This window comes from Pseudomonas sp. LBUM1679 (genome assembly GCF_059695565.1).
In genome coordinates this window covers 3,795,968-3,812,048 of the sequence record NZ_CP166774.1, presented here as the reverse complement: position 1 = coordinate 3,812,048, position 16,081 = coordinate 3,795,968, and the positions used below count along the sequence as shown (strand labels likewise).

Annotated in this window: 15 protein-coding genes; 6 read left to right on the top strand and 9 right to left on the bottom strand. The window is 60.6% G+C overall.

Annotation, left to right across the window (positions count from 1 at the left end; translation table 11 throughout):
• Positions 1-5: 5 nt before the first annotated feature.
• The gene (locus ACA062_RS17245; RefSeq protein ID WP_497452182.1) at positions 6-1,391 is read left to right on the top strand and encodes an amidase; all 1,386 of its coding nucleotides are present in this window, start codon (positions 6-8) and stop codon (positions 1,389-1,391) included.
• Here ACA062_RS17245 and ACA062_RS17240 read toward each other — a convergent pair.
• The 3 genes from ACA062_RS17240 to ACA062_RS17230 all read right to left on the bottom strand — a co-directional run bounded on the left by ACA062_RS17240 (position 1,279) and on the right by ACA062_RS17230 (position 3,789).
• Entirely contained in the window at positions 1,279-1,896 is a 618-nt protein-coding gene (locus ACA062_RS17240; RefSeq protein ID WP_497457439.1) for a DNA-3-methyladenine glycosylase family protein, read from the bottom strand. The two genes, ACA062_RS17245 and ACA062_RS17240, sit on opposite strands and share 113 nt — an antisense overlap.
• 44 nt (positions 1,897-1,940) lie before the next feature.
• Positions 1,941-3,023 (bottom strand): bifunctional transcriptional activator/DNA repair enzyme AdaA, encoded by a 1,083-nt coding sequence (locus ACA062_RS17235; protein ID WP_497452181.1) that lies wholly within the window; start codon positions 3,021-3,023, stop codon positions 1,941-1,943.
• 145 nt (positions 3,024-3,168) lie between these two features.
• Positions 3,169-3,789 (bottom strand): LysE family translocator, encoded by a 621-nt coding sequence (locus ACA062_RS17230; RefSeq protein WP_497452180.1) that lies wholly within the window; start codon positions 3,787-3,789, stop codon positions 3,169-3,171.
• A 168-nt stretch (positions 3,790-3,957) separates the two neighbouring features.
• On the opposite strand from ACA062_RS17230, the gene ACA062_RS17225 reads away from it, so the two are divergent.
• Positions 3,958-4,545: a LysE family translocator gene (locus tag ACA062_RS17225; protein ID WP_497452179.1), complete on the top strand. Its 588-nt coding sequence runs from the start codon at positions 3,958-3,960 to the stop codon at positions 4,543-4,545.
• Positions 4,546-4,729: 184 nt separating this feature from the next.
• Here the strand turns inward: ACA062_RS17225 and ACA062_RS17220 are convergent, their stop codons facing one another.
• Both ACA062_RS17220 and ACA062_RS17215 read right to left on the bottom strand, forming a co-directional pair.
• Complete coding sequence (locus tag ACA062_RS17220; protein ID WP_497452178.1) at positions 4,730-5,563, bottom strand: AraC family ligand binding domain-containing protein; 834 nt, start codon at positions 5,561-5,563, stop codon at positions 4,730-4,732.
• Positions 5,564-5,598: 35 nt separating this feature from the next.
• On the bottom strand, positions 5,599-6,102 hold the full coding sequence (locus tag ACA062_RS17215) for a VOC family protein (protein WP_497452177.1): 504 nt from the start codon (positions 6,100-6,102) through the stop codon (positions 5,599-5,601).
• 1,323 nt (positions 6,103-7,425) lie between these two features.
• Here ACA062_RS17215 and ACA062_RS17210 point away from each other — a divergent pair.
• The 4 genes from ACA062_RS17210 (at position 7,426) to ACA062_RS17195 (ending at position 11,311) form a co-directional block, all read left to right on the top strand.
• Complete coding sequence (locus ACA062_RS17210) at positions 7,426-7,881, top strand: (2Fe-2S)-binding protein (protein WP_497452176.1); 456 nt, start codon at positions 7,426-7,428, stop codon at positions 7,879-7,881.
• A gap of 25 nt (positions 7,882-7,906) precedes the next feature.
• Entirely contained in the window at positions 7,907-10,075 is a 2,169-nt protein-coding gene (locus tag ACA062_RS17205; RefSeq protein ID WP_497452175.1) for a xanthine dehydrogenase family protein molybdopterin-binding subunit, read from the top strand.
• A 1-nt stretch (position 10,076) separates the two neighbouring features.
• Positions 10,077-10,655 (top strand): hypothetical protein, encoded by a 579-nt coding sequence (locus ACA062_RS17200; RefSeq protein WP_497452174.1) that lies wholly within the window; start codon positions 10,077-10,079, stop codon positions 10,653-10,655.
• Between the two features lie 74 nt (positions 10,656-10,729).
• A complete protein-coding gene (locus tag ACA062_RS17195; RefSeq protein ID WP_497452173.1) occupies positions 10,730-11,311 on the top strand; it encodes a GGDEF domain-containing protein in 582 nt (193 codons plus the stop codon).
• A gap of 246 nt (positions 11,312-11,557) precedes the next feature.
• On the opposite strand, the gene fabI is transcribed toward ACA062_RS17195, so the two are convergent.
• From fabI to ACA062_RS17175, 4 genes are read right to left on the bottom strand one after another with little or no spacing between them, the layout of a single operon-like run.
• Complete coding sequence (gene fabI, locus ACA062_RS17190) at positions 11,558-12,352, bottom strand: enoyl-ACP reductase FabI (RefSeq protein ID WP_497452172.1); 795 nt, start codon at positions 12,350-12,352, stop codon at positions 11,558-11,560.
• A gap of 22 nt (positions 12,353-12,374) precedes the next feature.
• Complete coding sequence (locus tag ACA062_RS17185) at positions 12,375-13,985, bottom strand: ABC transporter ATP-binding protein (RefSeq protein WP_497452171.1); 1,611 nt, start codon at positions 13,983-13,985, stop codon at positions 12,375-12,377.
• A gap of 1 nt (position 13,986) precedes the next feature.
• Positions 13,987-15,006 carry an ABC transporter permease gene (locus ACA062_RS17180; protein ID WP_128871082.1) on the bottom strand — a complete coding sequence of 340 codons (1,020 nt, stop codon included), beginning with the start codon at positions 15,004-15,006 and terminating at the stop codon, positions 13,987-13,989.
• A gap of 1 nt (position 15,007) precedes the next feature.
• Positions 15,008-16,081 carry a microcin C ABC transporter permease YejB gene (locus ACA062_RS17175; protein ID WP_064677970.1) on the bottom strand — a complete coding sequence of 358 codons (1,074 nt, stop codon included), beginning with the start codon at positions 16,079-16,081 and terminating at the stop codon, positions 15,008-15,010.

Below are 16,081 nucleotides of genomic sequence, written 5' to 3'. Positions count from 1 at the left end.
ACGATATGCACGATTTCAGTAATTCTGATGCCACTGCCATTTCGGAATGGGTTCGTTCGGATGTGGTGAGTACAGAGTCGGTAGCCGAACACTTTCTTCAATGTGTTGCGTCGCGAGAGCCGAGCATAAAGGCGTTTGTTTCGTTCGATCCGGACGGAGTGCGCGCGCAAGTTGAGCAAATGACAAAGCGTAAAGCGAAGGGTCTCCTGGCAGGTGTTCCAGTGGGCATCAAAGACAACTATGACACCTTGGATCATCCCACCCGTTTTTACTCTCCGATCTATGATGACAACTGCCCATCGCGCGACGCGCATGTCGTCTCACTGCTGCGTCAGGCCGGAGCAGTCATCATGGGCAAGACCCATACCACCGAATTCGCTTACATGCATACCGGGCCCACCCGCAATCCACACGATCTCGACAGAACCCCTGGAAGCTCCAGCGCCGGATCGGCAGCAGGGATGGCAGCCGGTTTTTTCCCGATCGCTTTGGGGACACAGACGGCCGGATCATTGATTAAACCCGCATCCTACTGCGGACTTTATGCGTTCAAGCCTTCCTATGGGTTGGTTTCTCTTGAAGGGGTCAAACCATTAGCGCCAAGCTTCGATACGGTGGGTTGGTATGGCCGCTCCGTGCGTGATCTGGAGCTGATGGCTCAAGTGTTGATTCCTGGTTTTCCCAAGCTCACCCATGAGCGCCCTTTACGGTCGTTCGGCTTTTGTCGTACGGCCCGTTGGGATCAAATAGACGAGGACGTGGCCACTTCACTGGAGGCCGCTGTAGAAAGTCTGCGATCGGCAGGGCATCAAGTGAGCGAGGTGCTGCTGCCCGAGGAATTTGCCGCTGTATTTGATGACCACCTGCTGATAAACGATTGCGAGGGCGCTCGATCATTCGCCAAAGAACTGCACATGCAACCGGACAAACTGAGCGCAGAACTGTTAGCCATGTTCGAGCGCGCCAGTCTGACGACCTGGGAGCAAGAGTCAGCGGCACAGAAGCGATTAGCAAAGTTAGCTATCGTTCTGGAAGAAATATTCAAGCCTTTTGACGCCGTTTTGGGTGCGAGCTGTGGCATCGTCGCCCCGTTGGGACTTGAAGCCACCGGACCTTCCGATTTCAGCAAGTTTTGGATGGCATTTGGATTGCCCCAAATTAATGTCCCTCTGGTTCGGAACACAGGAGCGCTTCCAGCAGGCCTTCAAATCATCGGAGGATTCAGAAACGACAGCCATCTGTTGCAAGCTGCGGAGCAGGTTGATGCGGTGCTGCGGTCTAGGGCCGAGCCACCCGCCACAAATACCAAGAGGCCACCGTCCGAAACGGACTCCACGCCAGTCCAATCTCAATCATCTGCTTACGCGTCGGCTGCACCTCCAGCCCCTTGAGTCGCCGATAGCCCTCACGCACGCCAAAGTCATCGGCCGGCAAAATATCCGGCCGTTCGAGGCTGTAGATCAGCAACATCTCCACGGTCCAGCGCCCGACCCCGCGCAAGGTGACCAAACGCTCGATCAACACTTCATCCTCCATGGCCAGCGCCGTGACGTAGTCCGGCACCACGCCATCCAGCGTCGCTTGAGCAATCCCTTGAATGGTCGCGATCTTGCTGGCGGAAAATCCGCAACTGCGCATCCGCTCGAAGTTCGTCGCGACAATCTGTTCAGGCCTGGGGAATGCCCCCCCTGGAAACAAGGCCAGCAATCGACCGACAATCGCGTCCCCGGCCCGGGCGTGCAGTTGCTGGTAGGCAATCGCCCGCACCAGCGACTCATAAGGGTCGCGAGCCGCATGGGCCTGATGCAGGCAGGGGCCGATGGCGGCGATGTGACGGCGCCAGTCGTCGTCGATGGACGCCAGGAACGCGGTGGCGGGCAGGTACGGGTCGTGCATGGAAGTCAGGTTGTCCTTCCTGGTGATGTTCATGATGGCGTGGATCAGAACGCAAGGTGTTCGGTGAGCTGCACCGCGGCTTTTTCCAGCCGGAGCAGAAACGCCTTGCGCGGTTGTCCTCCACCATAGCCGGTCAGCGAGCCGTCCGCACCGATCACCCGGTGGCAGGGCATCACAATCGAAAGGCGGTTGTGCCCGTTCGCCAGGCCCACGGCGCGGCTCGCGCCAGGCTTGCCCAGCTTCGCGGCGATGGTGCCGTAGGTGCTGGTCTGGCCGTAAGGGATCTTCGCCAGCTCGGCCCACACCCGGCGGGCGAATTCGCTGCCCGGCAGGTGCAGCGGCACGTTGAACACGGTCAGTTTGCCGGCGAAATACGCTGCCAGTTCTTCTTCGATCTGGCGCAAATGGCTATTGTGCCCCGGTGCCACGGCATAGCCGTAGCGCTGCTGCAACTCTTCGACTTCCCGGTTCAGAGCCGGCCGGTCAAGAAACTCCAGCAACACCAGCCCCCGGCGTTCGGCCATGGCGATCATCGGCCCCAGGGGCGTGGTCAGGCGAGTGAACAGTAACGGCTCGCTGTTGATGGCGCGGCCGGGCGTGATGTGGAAGGACTTTTGAAACGCATCGCGGAAACCGCTCAGTGATTCATAGCCTGAGTCGAATGCGGCGTGATCGATGGAGTCGCCCTGTTTGATACCGCCCAAGGCCATGCCGAGGCGGCGGGTGCGCAGCCAGGCGTGGAAGGTCATGCCGAAATGCTGCTTGAACCAGCGCCGCAGTTTCAGTGGCTCGATGCCTTCTGCGAGCAACTGCGCGTCGCTCCAGCGCAGGTCGGGACCTGCGTCCACCGCCCTGAGCAGTTGTTGCACCCAGTCCGGAGCGATAGCCGCCGCGTCCAGCGGTTTGCAACGCAAGCAGGCGCGGTAGCCGGCCGACAGGCAATCATCGGCATGGGCAAAGAACTCGACGTTCTCCGGCTTCGGCTTGCGCGCCGTGCAACTGGGGCGACAGAAGATGCCGGTGGTCTTGACCGCAGTAAAAAACACCCCCTCGTAGGCGGTGTCTCGTTCGAGCATGGCGCGAACCATCTCGGCGTGGGGCGGCAGCACAGCGTTTTGTAGGTTCATGGGCTGAGCATAAGGCGCGTCGCCCGGCGCCTCCACCGGAAAATCGACAGAGAATTCGTAGGAGCTGCCGAAGGCTGCGATCTTTTGATTTTGCCTTTTAATATCAAGATCAAAAGATCGCAGCCTTCGGCAGCTCCTACACAGTTCAGGCCCGGCGTGCCATCAGCAACACCGAAGCCGCCGCCGAGAGTAAGCCCGCGCAGCAACGGTTGAATATCCGCTTGCCCCGTGGCTCGGCAAACCAGCGGCGCATATGCAGGCCCATATAGGCGTAGGCGCCGATCGCAATCCATTCCAGCACCAGGAACAACGCGCCCAACAGCGCAAATTGCGGGGTGATTGCCCGGGTCGGGTCAACGAACTGTGGCAGGAACGCGGTGAAGATCAGGATCGCTTTCGGATTGCCGGCCGCCACCAGAAATTCCTGTCGCGCCAATCTCAGCGTGCCCACCGGCGCTCCCGCAACACTGTCTTGCGTCCCGGGATCGGCACGCCACAACTGCCAGGCGAGATAAAACAGATAGGCCGCGCCGACGATCTTGATCCCGTAGAACAGCAGCTCCGAGGTTTGCAGCACTACTGCCAGCCCTGCCGACGCGAGGGCGATCATCCCGGCAAACGCCAGCAGCCTGCCGATCCCGGCGACACACGCGGTGCGATAGCCATAGCGGGTCGAGTTACTGACCGACAACAGGTTGTTCGGGCCTGGTGCCATGTTCAGGGCGAAGCAGGCGGGGAGGAAGAGGGAGAGGGTGGCGAGGTCCATGACGGGGCTCCTGAAACAAGAGCGATATTTTTATCACAGGCGTGCAAGGCTTGACCCGTACAGTGGTGAACGCCAGTCGCGGTACAGGTGAGGGGCGTTTTGTTCAATACAGCCATCGAGCCGCTCTCTACCTTGGGGCCTGGTTCAATTGAATGGAAGAAAGGTGCGATGAGTCTGATTATTTCCATGGCGGCGTTTGCCCTGGCGGCTTCGATAACGCCGGGGCCGGTGAACATCGTGGCGTTGAGTTCGGGGGCGCGTTACGGTTTTCGCGCCAGTCAGCGACATGTGGCCGGTGCAACGCTGGGCTTTGTATTGCTGCTGGTTCTGATGGGATTGGGCTTGCATGAGCTGTTGCAGCTATGGCCAGCGTTGACGCAGGTGGTGCAATGGGCCGGCGTGGCGTTCCTGTTGTACATGGCCTTTAAATTGGCTGCCGACCAGGGGCAGCTCGAAGCGAAGGAGTCAGGCCGGGCACCGTCGATGCTCTACGGCGCCGTCATGCAATGGCTAAACCCGAAAGCCTGGCTGGCCTGCGTGGCCGGCATGGGGGCGTTTGTCGCCGATGGCGAGGCGCGGCTGGTCTGGCAGTTTGCCGCGGTGTACCTGGTGATCTGCTACCTGTCCGTCGGCTGCTGGGCCTATGCCGGGACTTTTTTGCGCGGTTATCTGAACAACCCGGCAGGCATGCGCTTGTTCAACCGGATCATGGCGTTGTTGCTGACGGTGAGTGCCATTTACCTGGTGTTGCCTTAGGCGTCTTAACGCAGATCTCTGTGGCGAGGGAGCTTGCTCCCGTTGGGCTGCGAAGCGGCCCCGCAAACCTGCAAACGCATTTTGTCAGACACTTTGCGTTCTCAGGTTTTACGACTGCTGCGCAGCCGAGCGGGACGGTGCGGCGTTCCGACAAGCTCCCTCGCCACAGGGGATCGTGCGGGTTTCAGCCGCGATACTGCCCCGGTGTCGCCGCCAGGTGTTGTTTGAACGCCCGCTGAAAATGCGCCTGATCGGCAAACCCCGCTTCCAGTGCGACATCGGCGATCAGCTTGCCGCTGCGCAGTCGATCCCGGGCGAACTGGATGCGCCGGTTGACCAGAAACGCATGGGGCGTCATGCCGTAATGCTGCTTGAATGCACGGATCAGATAAGACGGCGACAGCTGAGCCGCCTCGCAAATGTCTTCGAGCTTGAGCATTTGCGTGCAATTGTCGCGGATGTAATCAGCCGCCCGCTCCAGTTTGAAATTGGGCTCGCGCAGCGGTGGATCGACCGGGTTGAGCCGTAGCTGCACCTCGGTGAAAAACTCCACCGCCGCGCTGTGTTTACGCAGCACGTCTTGCTGATCGTCAACCAACACGTCGTACAAGCCCGTCAGGCCGGCAAACAGCTGCGCGTCGCGGTTATGGGTGACGCAAAACCGCCGAAACGCGAGGTCGTGGCTGAACCCGAGCTGGTGCTGCAGATCGGTGAGCCACGGCGTATCGACGTACAACATCAAGTACGACCAGGGCTGATTATCAATGGGATTGCAGGCATGGACATCGCCGGGATTCATCAGCACGACGGTGCCGGCACTGACCTGAAATGCCGATTGCTCGTGGAGATAGGTACTGCACCCGGCGGTGATCGCCCCGATGGAAAAGTGCTCATGGGCGTGCCGGGTGTAACAGACCTCGCGCCCATCGGCGATGGAGCGGGCTTCGATGAAGGGCAGGGCGTCATCACGCCAGAAGCGCGGGGCCTTGTCCGTGTCTTTGGCAACGGTGTGTTTCATTGTCAACGTCCGCGGCGGATCAGTTTCGCAGTGTATTAGCTCTCGCCGTCAAAGGCGCGCTGCAACGCAGCGATGTCGAGTTTTTTCATCTGCAACATCGCCGACATGGCCCGTTGTGATTTCGTTGTGTCGGGGTCTTTCATCATGTCCATCAGGGCCACCGGTACGATCTGCCACGACACGCCGAATTTGTCCTTGAGCCAGCCGCATTGCCGGGCCTCAGTGGGGCCACCCGCCGACAGACGCCCCCAGAAGTGGTCGACTTCTTCCTGAGTGTGGCAATTGACCTGGAACGAAATCGCCTCGTTGAACTTGAATACGGGACCACCGTTGAGCCCGGTAAAGCTCTGCCCGTCGAGTTCGAAGCTGACCGTCATTACCGAGCCTTCGGGCCGACCATGGATCTCTCGACCGGCCTTGCTGTAGTGGGTCATGGCGCTGATTTTCGAATGATCGAAGATCGCGCAATAGAACTTGGCGGCCTCTTCGGCCTGATCGTCAAACCACAGGCAGGGCGTGAGTTTTTGAACACGATGCATGACGGTGCTCCTCTACGGATTGCTCGGGCTGGGACTTTCAGCGTAGTCAGCCGCTGGTGGTCTGGCTGTGCCGTAGATCGACAAGTGCGGCAGGCGGACCGGTGTTTTCGTTCTGTGGTATGGGGATGGGGGATGGGGGGCATATCCGTTTCTGCGGTAACGGCCGCTGGCGGTTCCGCCCTTACGGCGGGTCACTTGGAAAAGCGCCAAGTAACCAAGCGCTTTTGCCCCTGTCGTTCGGTGCCTCGCCTAGGCTCGGCATGCCCTCGCTCCGGTCCTGCTCCGTGGGCCCGCCGCCATCGGCCATCCATGGCCGGGGGCGGCTAACCCGGCATCCATGCCGGGTTGCCCACTGCGCAGAACCTCCTCTCGGCCTCTCGGAGGGGGCGGTGCATCAAGATCAAAAGCTGCAGGCGAGCTAACGCTCGGCCTGATGAGTGGTGAAAAGCAAAAGCTGTACGCCGATCCCCGTGTAGGAGCCGGCTTGCTGGCGAAGACGGCGGCACATTCAATAGAAGTGTTGATTGATAGGCCGCTTTCGCTGCGGTGCGGTGATCCGACAAGCCAGCTCCTACAGGAGATCTTCAGCGAACTCCCGATCGGCGGCGACGCCGATCCCTGTGGGAGCCTGCTTGCGAAGCTGTTGATTTTGCCGTTGCCGTTGCCGTTGCCGTTGCCGTTGCCGTTGCCGTTGCCGTTGCTTTGGCTTTGGCTTCAGATCTGCCGCCCCTTTCCCAGAGGCCGAACGCAGGCGTTGCGCAGGGGCACCGCGGCAAGGATGCCGCGGTAGCCGCCCTCGGCCATGGATGGCCGATGGCGGCGGGCCCCCGGAGCAATGCCGGAGTGAGGGCATGCCGAGCCTGGGCGAGGCACCGAATGGCGGGGCAAAAATACCTTGGTTACTTGGGGCTCTTCCAAGTGACTCGCCGTAAGGGCGAAACCGTCAGCGGCCGTTACCGCAGAAACGGATATGTACACCAACAAAGACCGTAAGCAGCCATATCCACATAAACGGATATGTGCACCAACAAATACCGCTAGCAGCCACATCCGCATTCCATCCATAAAGACCGCCATCAAGTGACCGGTGGTCGATGAACCTGTCCCGCAGGAAAATTTGCGCTTAGCTGTAGGGATAACCCGAGGTGCGCGCAGACCGACAAACCCTTGTAGGAGCGAGCCTGCGCACGATGGGCGATAACGATAACGCGTTTTTCCGAATGAACGCGTTGCCCTTGAGACCATCGCGAGCAGGCTCGCTCCCACATGATGGCGTCATGCACAGAGTCCCTTCAGAACACCGTGAGTCTGAGGAAATTCGCCATGCTGACCCTTAACATCAATGGCAAGGATCAGGAGCTGGACGTTCCGGCGGACATGCCGCTGCTCTGGGTTCTGCGCGATGTCGCGCACCTGACCGGCACCAAATTCGGTTGCGGCATGGCCCAGTGCGGTGCCTGCACCGTGCACGTCGACAGTGCGCCGCTGCGCTCCTGCGTCACGCCCGCCACGGCCGTGGCTCACGGGCAGAAAATTCTGACCATCGAAGGCCTGTCCACCGACGGCTCGCACCCGGTGCAACAAGCCTGGGCCGAACTCGATGTGGTCCAGTGCGGTTATTGCCAGTCCGGGCAGATCATGTCGGCGGCCGCCTTGCTGGCGAAGATCCCCAAACCCACCGACAGCGACATCGATCAGGCGCTCTCCGGCAACATTTGCCGCTGTGGCACCTACCCACGAATTCGTGCCGCGGTGAAACGCGCCGCAGAAATCGGTTGATGTCATGTGGATGGGAGCCTGAATCATGAACAGTATCAATCCTCTGTCGCGTCGCGGTTTTCTCAAGGGCAGCGCATTGCTGGGCGGCGGTCTGGTGGTAGCGTTTGTCATCCCCGGCGGCCATCGCTTTGCCCTCGGCGCCGAGAATCAAGGCAACGTTTTCGCGCCCAATGCGTTCTTGCGCATCGGCAATGACAACAGCGTCACCGTGCTGCTCGGCCACTCGGAAATGGGCCAGGGCATCTGGACCGGCCTGACCATGTTGATCGCCGAAGAACTGGAGGCCGACTGGTCGAAAATCCATGTCGAACACGCACCGGCCTCGGCAGCCGATTATGGCCTGGCCAAGTATTACGGGATGCAGATTACCGGTGGTTCGACCTCGACCTGGATGGAATTCGACCGTTACCGCCAGGCCGGCGCCGCAGCGCGTTTGATGTTGATCGACGCGGCCGCCAAGCGCTTCAACGTCGCGCCTTCCGAGATTCGCACCGAATCGGGCGTGGTCATTGCCGGCGACAAACGCGCCACCTACGGCGAGCTGGCTGATGATGCCGGCAAGCTGCCGGTGCCGGACCCGGCCTCGATCAAGTTCAAGGAGGCCAAGGACTGGAAGGTCATCGGCAAGCCCACCAAACGCCTGGATACACCGGAGAAAATCACCGGCCGGGCCAAGTTTGGCATCGACGTGCAGTTCGACGGCTTGATGACCGCCATGGTCGCCCGTTCGCCCGTGCTCGGTGGCAGCGTCAAATCCTTCGAAGGTGCCGGGGCGCTGGCGATACCGGGGGTGCATAAAGTGGTGCAGGTGCCCACGGGCGTCGCGGTGATCGCCGATCATTATTGGGCGGCGAAGCTCGGACGCGATGCGCTGAAGGTCGACTGGGACCTGGGGCCGAATGCCGGCCTCGACAGTCAGCAACTGCTGGAGAGCTTCCGCAAACTCGCCGCCACGCCCGGCACGCCGGTTTGCCAGGCCGGGGATGCCACGGCAACGTTGGGCAAAGCGGTGAAAGCCATCGATGTCGAATACAGCGTGCCTTATCTGGCCCACGCGCCGATGGAACCGCTCAACTGCACGGTGAACATCACCAGCGATAAATGCGAAATCTGGACCGGCACCCAGTTCCAGACCCTGGACCAGATGATTGCCGGCAAGATCACCGGGCTCAAACCTGAACAGGTGGAGATTCATACCGAGTTTCTCGGCGGCGGTTTCGGCCGCCGTGCCAATCCGACTTCGGATTTTGTCGCCGAAGCCGTGGAAGTCGCCAAGGCAGCGGGTGGACCGGTAAAAACCGTGTGGTCGCGGGAGGATGATATCCGGGGTGGTTACTACCGCTCGGCGTTTCTGCATCAGGCACGTATCGGGCTGGATGCCGGCGGCCTGCCGATCGCCTGGAAACATGTGATGGTCGGGCAGTCGATCATGGCCGGCACGCCATTCGAGGAGATGATGGTCAAGGACGGCGTCGACAAGACCTCGGTCGAAGGCCTTGCCGACAGCCCTTACCTCAAGGGATTGGCTAATCGTCAGGTTGAACTGCATTCGCCGAAAACCGGGATCAGCGTGCTCTGGCTACGTTCGGTAGGGCACACCCATACCGCGTTCGTCATGGAGTCGCTGATCGACGAACTGGCAGAGGCGGCCGAAAAAGACCCGCTGGACTATCGGCGAACCTTGCTCAAGGATCATCCACGGCATCTGGGTGTGTTGAACCTGGCCGTCGAGAAAGCCAACTGGGAGGCGTCGCTGCCGGATGGCCATGCGCTGGGTGTCGCGGTGCATGAGTCTTTTGGCAGCTACGTCGCCCAGGTGGCGGAGGTATCCCAGGACAACCTGGCGATCCGCGTGCATCGAGTGGTGTGCGCGGTGGATTGCGGCATTGCGGTCAACCCGATGAGCATCGCTGCGCAAATGGAGTCGGCGATCACGTTCGGCCTCGGATTTACCTTGCACAGCAAACTGACCTTCAAGGACGGGCAGGTAGAGCAGTCCAATTACCACGACTATCAGGTGCTGCGGCTCAACGAAATGCCGCTGGTCGAAGTGCATATCGTGCCTAGCAGCGAGAAACCCGGCGGTGTTGGCGAAGCCGGTGTGCCGCCCACGGCGCCGGCGGTGGCCAACGCGGTGTTCGCCTTGACCGGCCAACGCTTGCGCGAGCTGCCGCTGCAATTGTCGGGGGTGTGAGATGAAACGACATCTGATGCTTGGTGCGGTGGTGTTGATCGGTCTGATCGCTTACGCCGAGGACCTGTTCGCTGACGATAAGGAGGCCATTAAGGCGTTCGACTCCGTGCAAAAGGTCTTCCAGAGCCCACGCTGCCAGAACTGCCATATCCCCGGCGATTCGCCGTTGCAGTTCGACGCCGGGATTCCCCACGCAATGAACGTCGTGCGGGGCATGGACGGCAAGGGCGCTGCGGGCTTGCCATGCGCCACTTGCCACGCCGAAAGCAACCCACCGGCCAGTTACGGCGCTAATACGCCGCCGGGGGCGCCGCACTGGAGTCTGCCGCCGGCGGCACACAAAATGGCCTGGATCGGTCTGCCGGCGGACAAGTTGTGCGCGATGATCAAGGACCGCTCCAGCAATGGCGATCGCGATTTTGCCGCGCTGATCAAGCATGTCAGCGACGACAAACTGGTGCTCTGGGGCTGGAATCCGGGAGTAGGGCGCGCGCCTGTGCCGGTGCCGCATGACATTTTCGTTGCCCAGTTCAAGCTCTGGGCAGACGCGGGAGGGCCGTGTCCGGTAGAGGGCAGTTGACCGGTGGTCCGTTAACAGGGAGTCAATCCGGGTATGGACGACTCTAAAGAACATACCCGCCAATGGAGTGAGTAATGCTGATCCCAGGCAAACCGGTCAAACACAGTGCTTGCGCAGACCCCTTGCGTACACCTCTGCAGGTGCGCGAATTACTGCGTGACCTGGCCCGCAAGGCCGAGCAGGAACTGATGGGCTTGCAGATGTCGAGCATGGATGAGCTGACGCTGCTCTCCAATCGTCACGGTTTCACGGCGCTTGCCCAATTGGGACTGGACGCCTGCCAGCAGTTGGGACGGCCAGCGACCCTGCTGTTTTTCGATCTCGATGACTTCAAACATATCAATTATCTGTATGGCCGTGCCGAGGGTGACGACGCCCTGAAAACCTTCGCGGATGTGCTGCGCATCGCGTTTCGCGAAAACGACGTGATTGGTCGACTCGGTGACGATGAATTTGTCGCGTTGTTGACCGGCTCGGGCTGGGTGGACATCGCACCGATCAAGGCGCGTCTCGAAGAAATGCTCGACGAGCGCAATGCTACGGTGCGTCGCGGTTATGACATTCGTTTCAGTATCGGGCAGATCGAGTTTGATGCCACTCTTCACCATGGCGTCGAGGAACTGCTGGCTGAGGCCGAAAGGGCGTTGCGCCGGTAGGTAGATGTTGCACTACTGTCCGGTCCGGCCACTTCGCGATTCGTCAGCTTTGTGTGCGTTGTCCAAGCACCTGGTAACCCTGTGGGAGCGGGCTTGCCCGCGATGGCGGTTTCCATTCAGCAAAGATGTTGCCTGACACGCCGCCATCGCGGGCAAGCCCGCTCCCACAGGGACAGCATCAGCCTTGAAACTGTACATAAAAAAACCCGCCTGAAGAGGCGGGTTTTTTATGGGGTCAGCTGAAGATTACTCTTCGAGGCTACCCATGGCCGTGGTGTTGAAACCACCGTCCACGTACATGATTTCGCCGCTGATGCCGGACGCCAGGTCCGAGCACAGGAAGGCACCGGCGTTGCCGACTTCGTCGATGGTGACGTTGCGACGCAGCGGGGTTTGCGCTTCGTTGGCGGCCAGCATCTTGCGGAAGTTCTTGATGCCAGAAGCCGCGAGGGTGCGGATCGGGCCAGCCGATACGCAGTTGACGCGGGTGCCGTCCGGGCCCAGGGAGCCGGCCAGGTAACGCACGCCAGCTTCCAGCGAAGCCTTGGCCATGCCCATTACGTTGTAGTTCGGCATGGTGCGCTCGGCGCCCAGGTACGACAGGGTCAGCAGGCTGCCGTTGCGGCCTTTCATTATTTCGCGACCGGCCTTGGCCAGGGCCACGAAGCTGTAGGCGCTGATGTCGTGAGCGATGCGGAAACCTTCACGGGTGGTGGCTTCGGTGAAGTCGCCGTCCAGTTGGTCGCCCGGGGCGAAGCCGACGGAGTGCACGATGCAGTCCAGGCCGTCCCACTTCTTGCCCAGCTCAACGAAAACCTTAGCGATTTCTTCATCGCTGGCCACGTCGCACGGGAAGCACAGGTCCGGGTTGGAACCCCAGCTCTGGGCGAACTCTTCGACACGACCCTTGAGTTTGTCGTTCTGATAAGTGAAGGCAAGCTCAGCGCCCTCGCGATGCATGGCGGCAGCGATGCCGGATGCGATGGACAGCTTGCTGGCGACACCGACGATCAGTACGCGCTTACCGGCGAGAAAACCCATGTGTTGCTCCTCTCTTTTCAGGTTATTGCGCAGTGGCTGGTGCCAGGAAAGCGGCTTCCAGCAACTGCTGTGTATACGGATGTTTGGGAGCGGCAAAAATACTTTGCGCGTCTCCCTGTTCGACCACTTGGCCCTGCTTGACCACCATCAGCTGGTGGCTCAGCGCTTTGACGACAGCCAGGTCATGGCTGATAAACAGATACGTCAGGTTGTACTTGGTTTGCAGTGAACGCAGCAGCTCCACCACTTGGCGTTGCACTGTCCGGTCGAGGGCCGAAGTCGGCTCGTCCAGCAGAATCAACGCCGGTTTTAGCACTAATGCCCGGGCAATGGCGATTCTCTGCCGTTGCCCACCGGAAAATTCGTGGGGGTAGCGGTTCCGGGTTTCCGGGTCCAGGCCTACCTCCTTGAGTGCCGCAATAATCGCCAGTTCCTGTTCCGCCTCGGTGCCCATCTTGTGGATTCGCAGGCCTTCGCCGACGATCTGGCTCACGCACATCCGTGGACTCAGGCTGCCGAACGGGTCCTGGAATACCACCTGCATCTCCCGACGCAGCGGTCGAACCTGTTGCTGCGTCAGGCAGTCTAGCTGCTTGCCTTCAAAACGGATGGTGCCTTTGCTGCCGATCAATCGCAAAATCGCCAGACCGAGCGTCGATTTGCCGGAACCGCTTTCTCCCACGATCCCCAGGGTCTGGCCCTGGGGCAGGCTGAAGTTGATTCCGTCCACCGCCTTGATGTGATCCACGGTCTTTTTCAGCAAGCCTTTCTTGATCGGGAACCAGACTTTCAGGTCCTCGACTTGCAACAAAGGCGGGCCGATGACATTGCTCGCCGGCTTCCCGCCGGGCTCCGCTGCCAGCAGTTCCCGAGTGTACGGATGCTGCGGCGCGCGGAACAACTCTTCACACGATGCCTGTTCGACGATGCAACCGCGCTGCATGACACATACGCGATGCGCAATTCTTCGCACAAGGTTCAAATCGTGACTGATCAACAGCAGCGCCATGCCCAATCGGGCCTGCAGTTCCTTGAGCAATTCGAGGATTTTCAGTTGAACCGTCACGTCCAGCGCGGTGGTCGGTTCGTCGGCGATCAGCAGTTCCGGTTCGTTGGCCAGGGCCATGGCGATCATCACCCGTTGGCGCTGGCCGCCGGATAATTCGTGGGGCAGGGCCTTGAGACGCTTTTCCGGTTCAGGGATGCCAACCATCTCCAGCAGTTCCAAAGTGCGTTTGGTCGCGACTTTGCCGATCAGGCCTTTGTGAATGCTCAGCACCTCATTGATCTGCTTCTCGATCGAGTGCAGCGGATTGAGCGAGGTCATCGGTTCCTGGAAGATCATTGCGATCCGGTTGCCGCGGATGTGGCGAATGGTTTTCTCTTTCAGGCTCAGCAGGTTTTGCCCGGAATACTCGATGGTGCCGGACGGATGCCGGGCGAGCGGGTAGGGCAGCAGGCGCAGGATCGAGTGCGCGGTCACCGATTTGCCTGAGCCGCTTTCGCCCACCAAGGCCAGGGTTTCGCCGCGCTTGATGTCGAAGCTCACGCCTTCGACCACCCGCTGGACGCGTTCGCCGACGACGAATTCGACGGCCAGGTCGCGCACTTCGATCAGATTGTCCTGATTCATTTCACTTCCTCGGGTCGAAGGCATCGCGAGCGGACTCGCCGATGAACACCAGCAAACTCAACATCAACGCCAGCACCGCAAACGCGCTCATGCCCAGCCACGGCGCCTGCAGGTTGGATTTGCCCTGGGCCACCAGTTCACCCAGGGACGGTGCGCCCGGCGGCAAACCGAAGCCCAGGAAGTCGAGGGCGGTCAGGGTGCCGATGGCGCCGGTCAGGATGAACGGCATGAAGGTCATGGTCGAGACCATGGCGTTGGGCAGGATGTGGCGGAACATGATCGCACCATTCTGCATCCCCAGGGCCCGGGCCGCGCGCACGTATTCAAGATTGCGCCCGCGCAGGAACTCGGCGCGCACCACGTCCACCAGGCTCATCCACGAGAACAGCAGCATGATCCCCAGCAGCCACCAGAAGTTCGGCTGGACGAAACTGGCGAGAATGATCAGCAGGTACAGCACCGGCAACCCGGACCAGATCTCGAGGAAGCGCTGCCCGGCCAGGTCGACCCAACCGCCGTAGAAGCCCTGCAAGGCCCCGGCGATGACACCGATGATCGAGCTGAGAATGGTCAGGGACAGGGCAAACAGCACCGAAATCCGGAAGCCGTAGATCACCCGGGCCAACACGTCGCGGCCCTGGTCATCGGTGCCCAGCAGGTTGTCGGTCGAGGGCGGCGCGGGGGCCGGGACTTTCAGGTCGTAGTTGATGCTCTGGTAGCTGTAGGGGATCGGCGCCCACAGCACCCAGGCGTCCTTGGCCTTGAGCAGTTCGCGGATGTACGGGCTCTTGTAGTTGGCTTCCAGCGGGAATTCGCCGCCGAAGGCGGTTTCCGGGTAGCGTTTGAGCGCCGGGAAGTACCAGCCGTTGTCGTAGTGCACCACCAGTGGTTTGTCGTTGGCGATCAGTTCGGCGCCGAGGCTCAGGCCGAACAGCAGCAGAAACAGCCACAGCGACCACCAGCCACGCTTGTTGGCCTTGAACAGTTCGAAACGTCGGCGATTGAGCGGGGACAGGTTCATCTCAATGCTCCCGGCTTTCGAAGTCGATGCGCGGATCGACGAAGGTGTAGGTGAGGTCTCCGATCAGCTTCACCACCAGCCCCAGCAGGGTGAAGATGAACAGCGTGCCGAAGACCACCGGGTAGTCGCGATTGATCGCCGCTTCAAAACTCATCAGCCCGAGGCCGTCGAGGGAGAAGATCACTTCCACCAGCAACGAACCGGTGAAGAAGATGCCGATGAACGCCGACGGGAACCCGGCGATCACCAGCAGCATGGCGTTGCGGAACACGTGGCCATAGAGCACGCGGTGGTTGGTCAGGCCCTTGGCCTTGGCGGTGACCACGTACTGTTTGTTGATTTCGTCGAGGAAGCTGTTTTTGGTCAGCAGGGTCATGGTCGCGAAGTTGCCGATCACCAGTGCGGTCACCGGCAAGGCCAGGTGCCAGAAGTAGTCGAGAATCTTGCCGCCCATGCTCAACTCGTCGAAATTGTTCGAGGTCAGCCCGCGTAGCGGGAACCAGTCCAGGTAGCTGCCTCCGGCGAACAGCACGATCAGCAGTATCGCGAACAGGAACGCCGGGATCGCGTAGCCGACGATGATCAACGAGCTGGTCCAGACGTCGAAGTGGCTGCCGTGGCGCGTGGCCTTGGCGATCCCCAGGGGGATCGACACCAGGTACATGATCAGCGTGCTCCACAACCCGAGGGAGATCGACACCGGCATCTTCTCCTTGATCAGGTCGATGACCTTGGCGTCGCGGAAGAAGCTGTCGCCGAAATCCAGGGTGGCGTAGTTCTTGATCATGATCCACAAGCGTTCCGGCGCCGATTTGTCGAAGCCGTACATGTGCTCGATTTCCTTGACCAGCGCCGGGTCCAGGCCTTGCGCGCCACGATAGGCCGAACCGGCCACCGAAACTTCGGCACCACCACCGGCGATGCGGCTGGTGGCGCCCTCGAAGCCTTCGAGCTTGGCGATCATTTGTTCCACCGGCCCGCCGGGGGCGGCCTGGATGATCACGAAGTTGATCAGCAAAATGCCGAGCAAGGTCGGGATGATCAGCAGCAGTCGCCGAAAAATATACGCCAGCAT

What these genes read in the sequence shown, in the direction of transcription:
- ACA062_RS17230 (WP_497452180.1), bottom strand. Translation starts at nt 3,789, where the DNA reads ATGGACCTCGCCACCCTCTCCCTCTTCCTCCCCGCCTGCTTCGCCCTG.
- ACA062_RS17200 (WP_497452174.1), top strand. Translation starts at nt 10,077, where the DNA reads ATGAAACGACATCTGATGCTTGGTGCGGTGGTGTTGATCGGTCTGATC.
- ACA062_RS17205 (WP_497452175.1), top strand. Translation starts at nt 7,907, where the DNA reads ATGAACAGTATCAATCCTCTGTCGCGTCGCGGTTTTCTCAAGGGCAGC.
- ACA062_RS17240 (WP_497457439.1), bottom strand. Translation starts at nt 1,896, where the DNA reads ATGCACGACCCGTACCTGCCCGCCACCGCGTTCCTGGCGTCCATCGAC.
- ACA062_RS17185 (WP_497452171.1), bottom strand. Translation starts at nt 13,985, where the DNA reads ATGAATCAGGACAATCTGATCGAAGTGCGCGACCTGGCCGTCGAATTC.
- ACA062_RS17180 (WP_128871082.1), bottom strand. Translation starts at nt 15,006, where the DNA reads ATGAACCTGTCCCCGCTCAATCGCCGACGTTTCGAACTGTTCAAGGCC.
- ACA062_RS17195 (WP_497452173.1), top strand. Translation starts at nt 10,730, where the DNA reads ATGCTGATCCCAGGCAAACCGGTCAAACACAGTGCTTGCGCAGACCCC.
- fabI (WP_497452172.1), bottom strand. Translation starts at nt 12,352, where the DNA reads ATGGGTTTTCTCGCCGGTAAGCGCGTACTGATCGTCGGTGTCGCCAGC.
- ACA062_RS17235 (WP_497452181.1), bottom strand. Translation starts at nt 3,023, where the DNA reads ATGAACCTACAAAACGCTGTGCTGCCGCCCCACGCCGAGATGGTTCGC.
- ACA062_RS17175 (WP_064677970.1), bottom strand. Translation starts at nt 16,081, where the DNA reads ATGCTGGCGTATATTTTTCGGCGACTGCTGCTGATCATCCCGACCTTG.
- ACA062_RS17225 (WP_497452179.1), top strand. Translation starts at nt 3,958, where the DNA reads ATGAGTCTGATTATTTCCATGGCGGCGTTTGCCCTGGCGGCTTCGATA.
- ACA062_RS17210 (WP_497452176.1), top strand. Translation starts at nt 7,426, where the DNA reads ATGCTGACCCTTAACATCAATGGCAAGGATCAGGAGCTGGACGTTCCG.
- ACA062_RS17220 (WP_497452178.1), bottom strand. Translation starts at nt 5,563, where the DNA reads ATGAAACACACCGTTGCCAAAGACACGGACAAGGCCCCGCGCTTCTGG.
- ACA062_RS17215 (WP_497452177.1), bottom strand. Translation starts at nt 6,102, where the DNA reads ATGCATCGTGTTCAAAAACTCACGCCCTGCCTGTGGTTTGACGATCAG.
- ACA062_RS17245 (WP_497452182.1), top strand. Translation starts at nt 6, where the DNA reads ATGCACGATTTCAGTAATTCTGATGCCACTGCCATTTCGGAATGGGTT.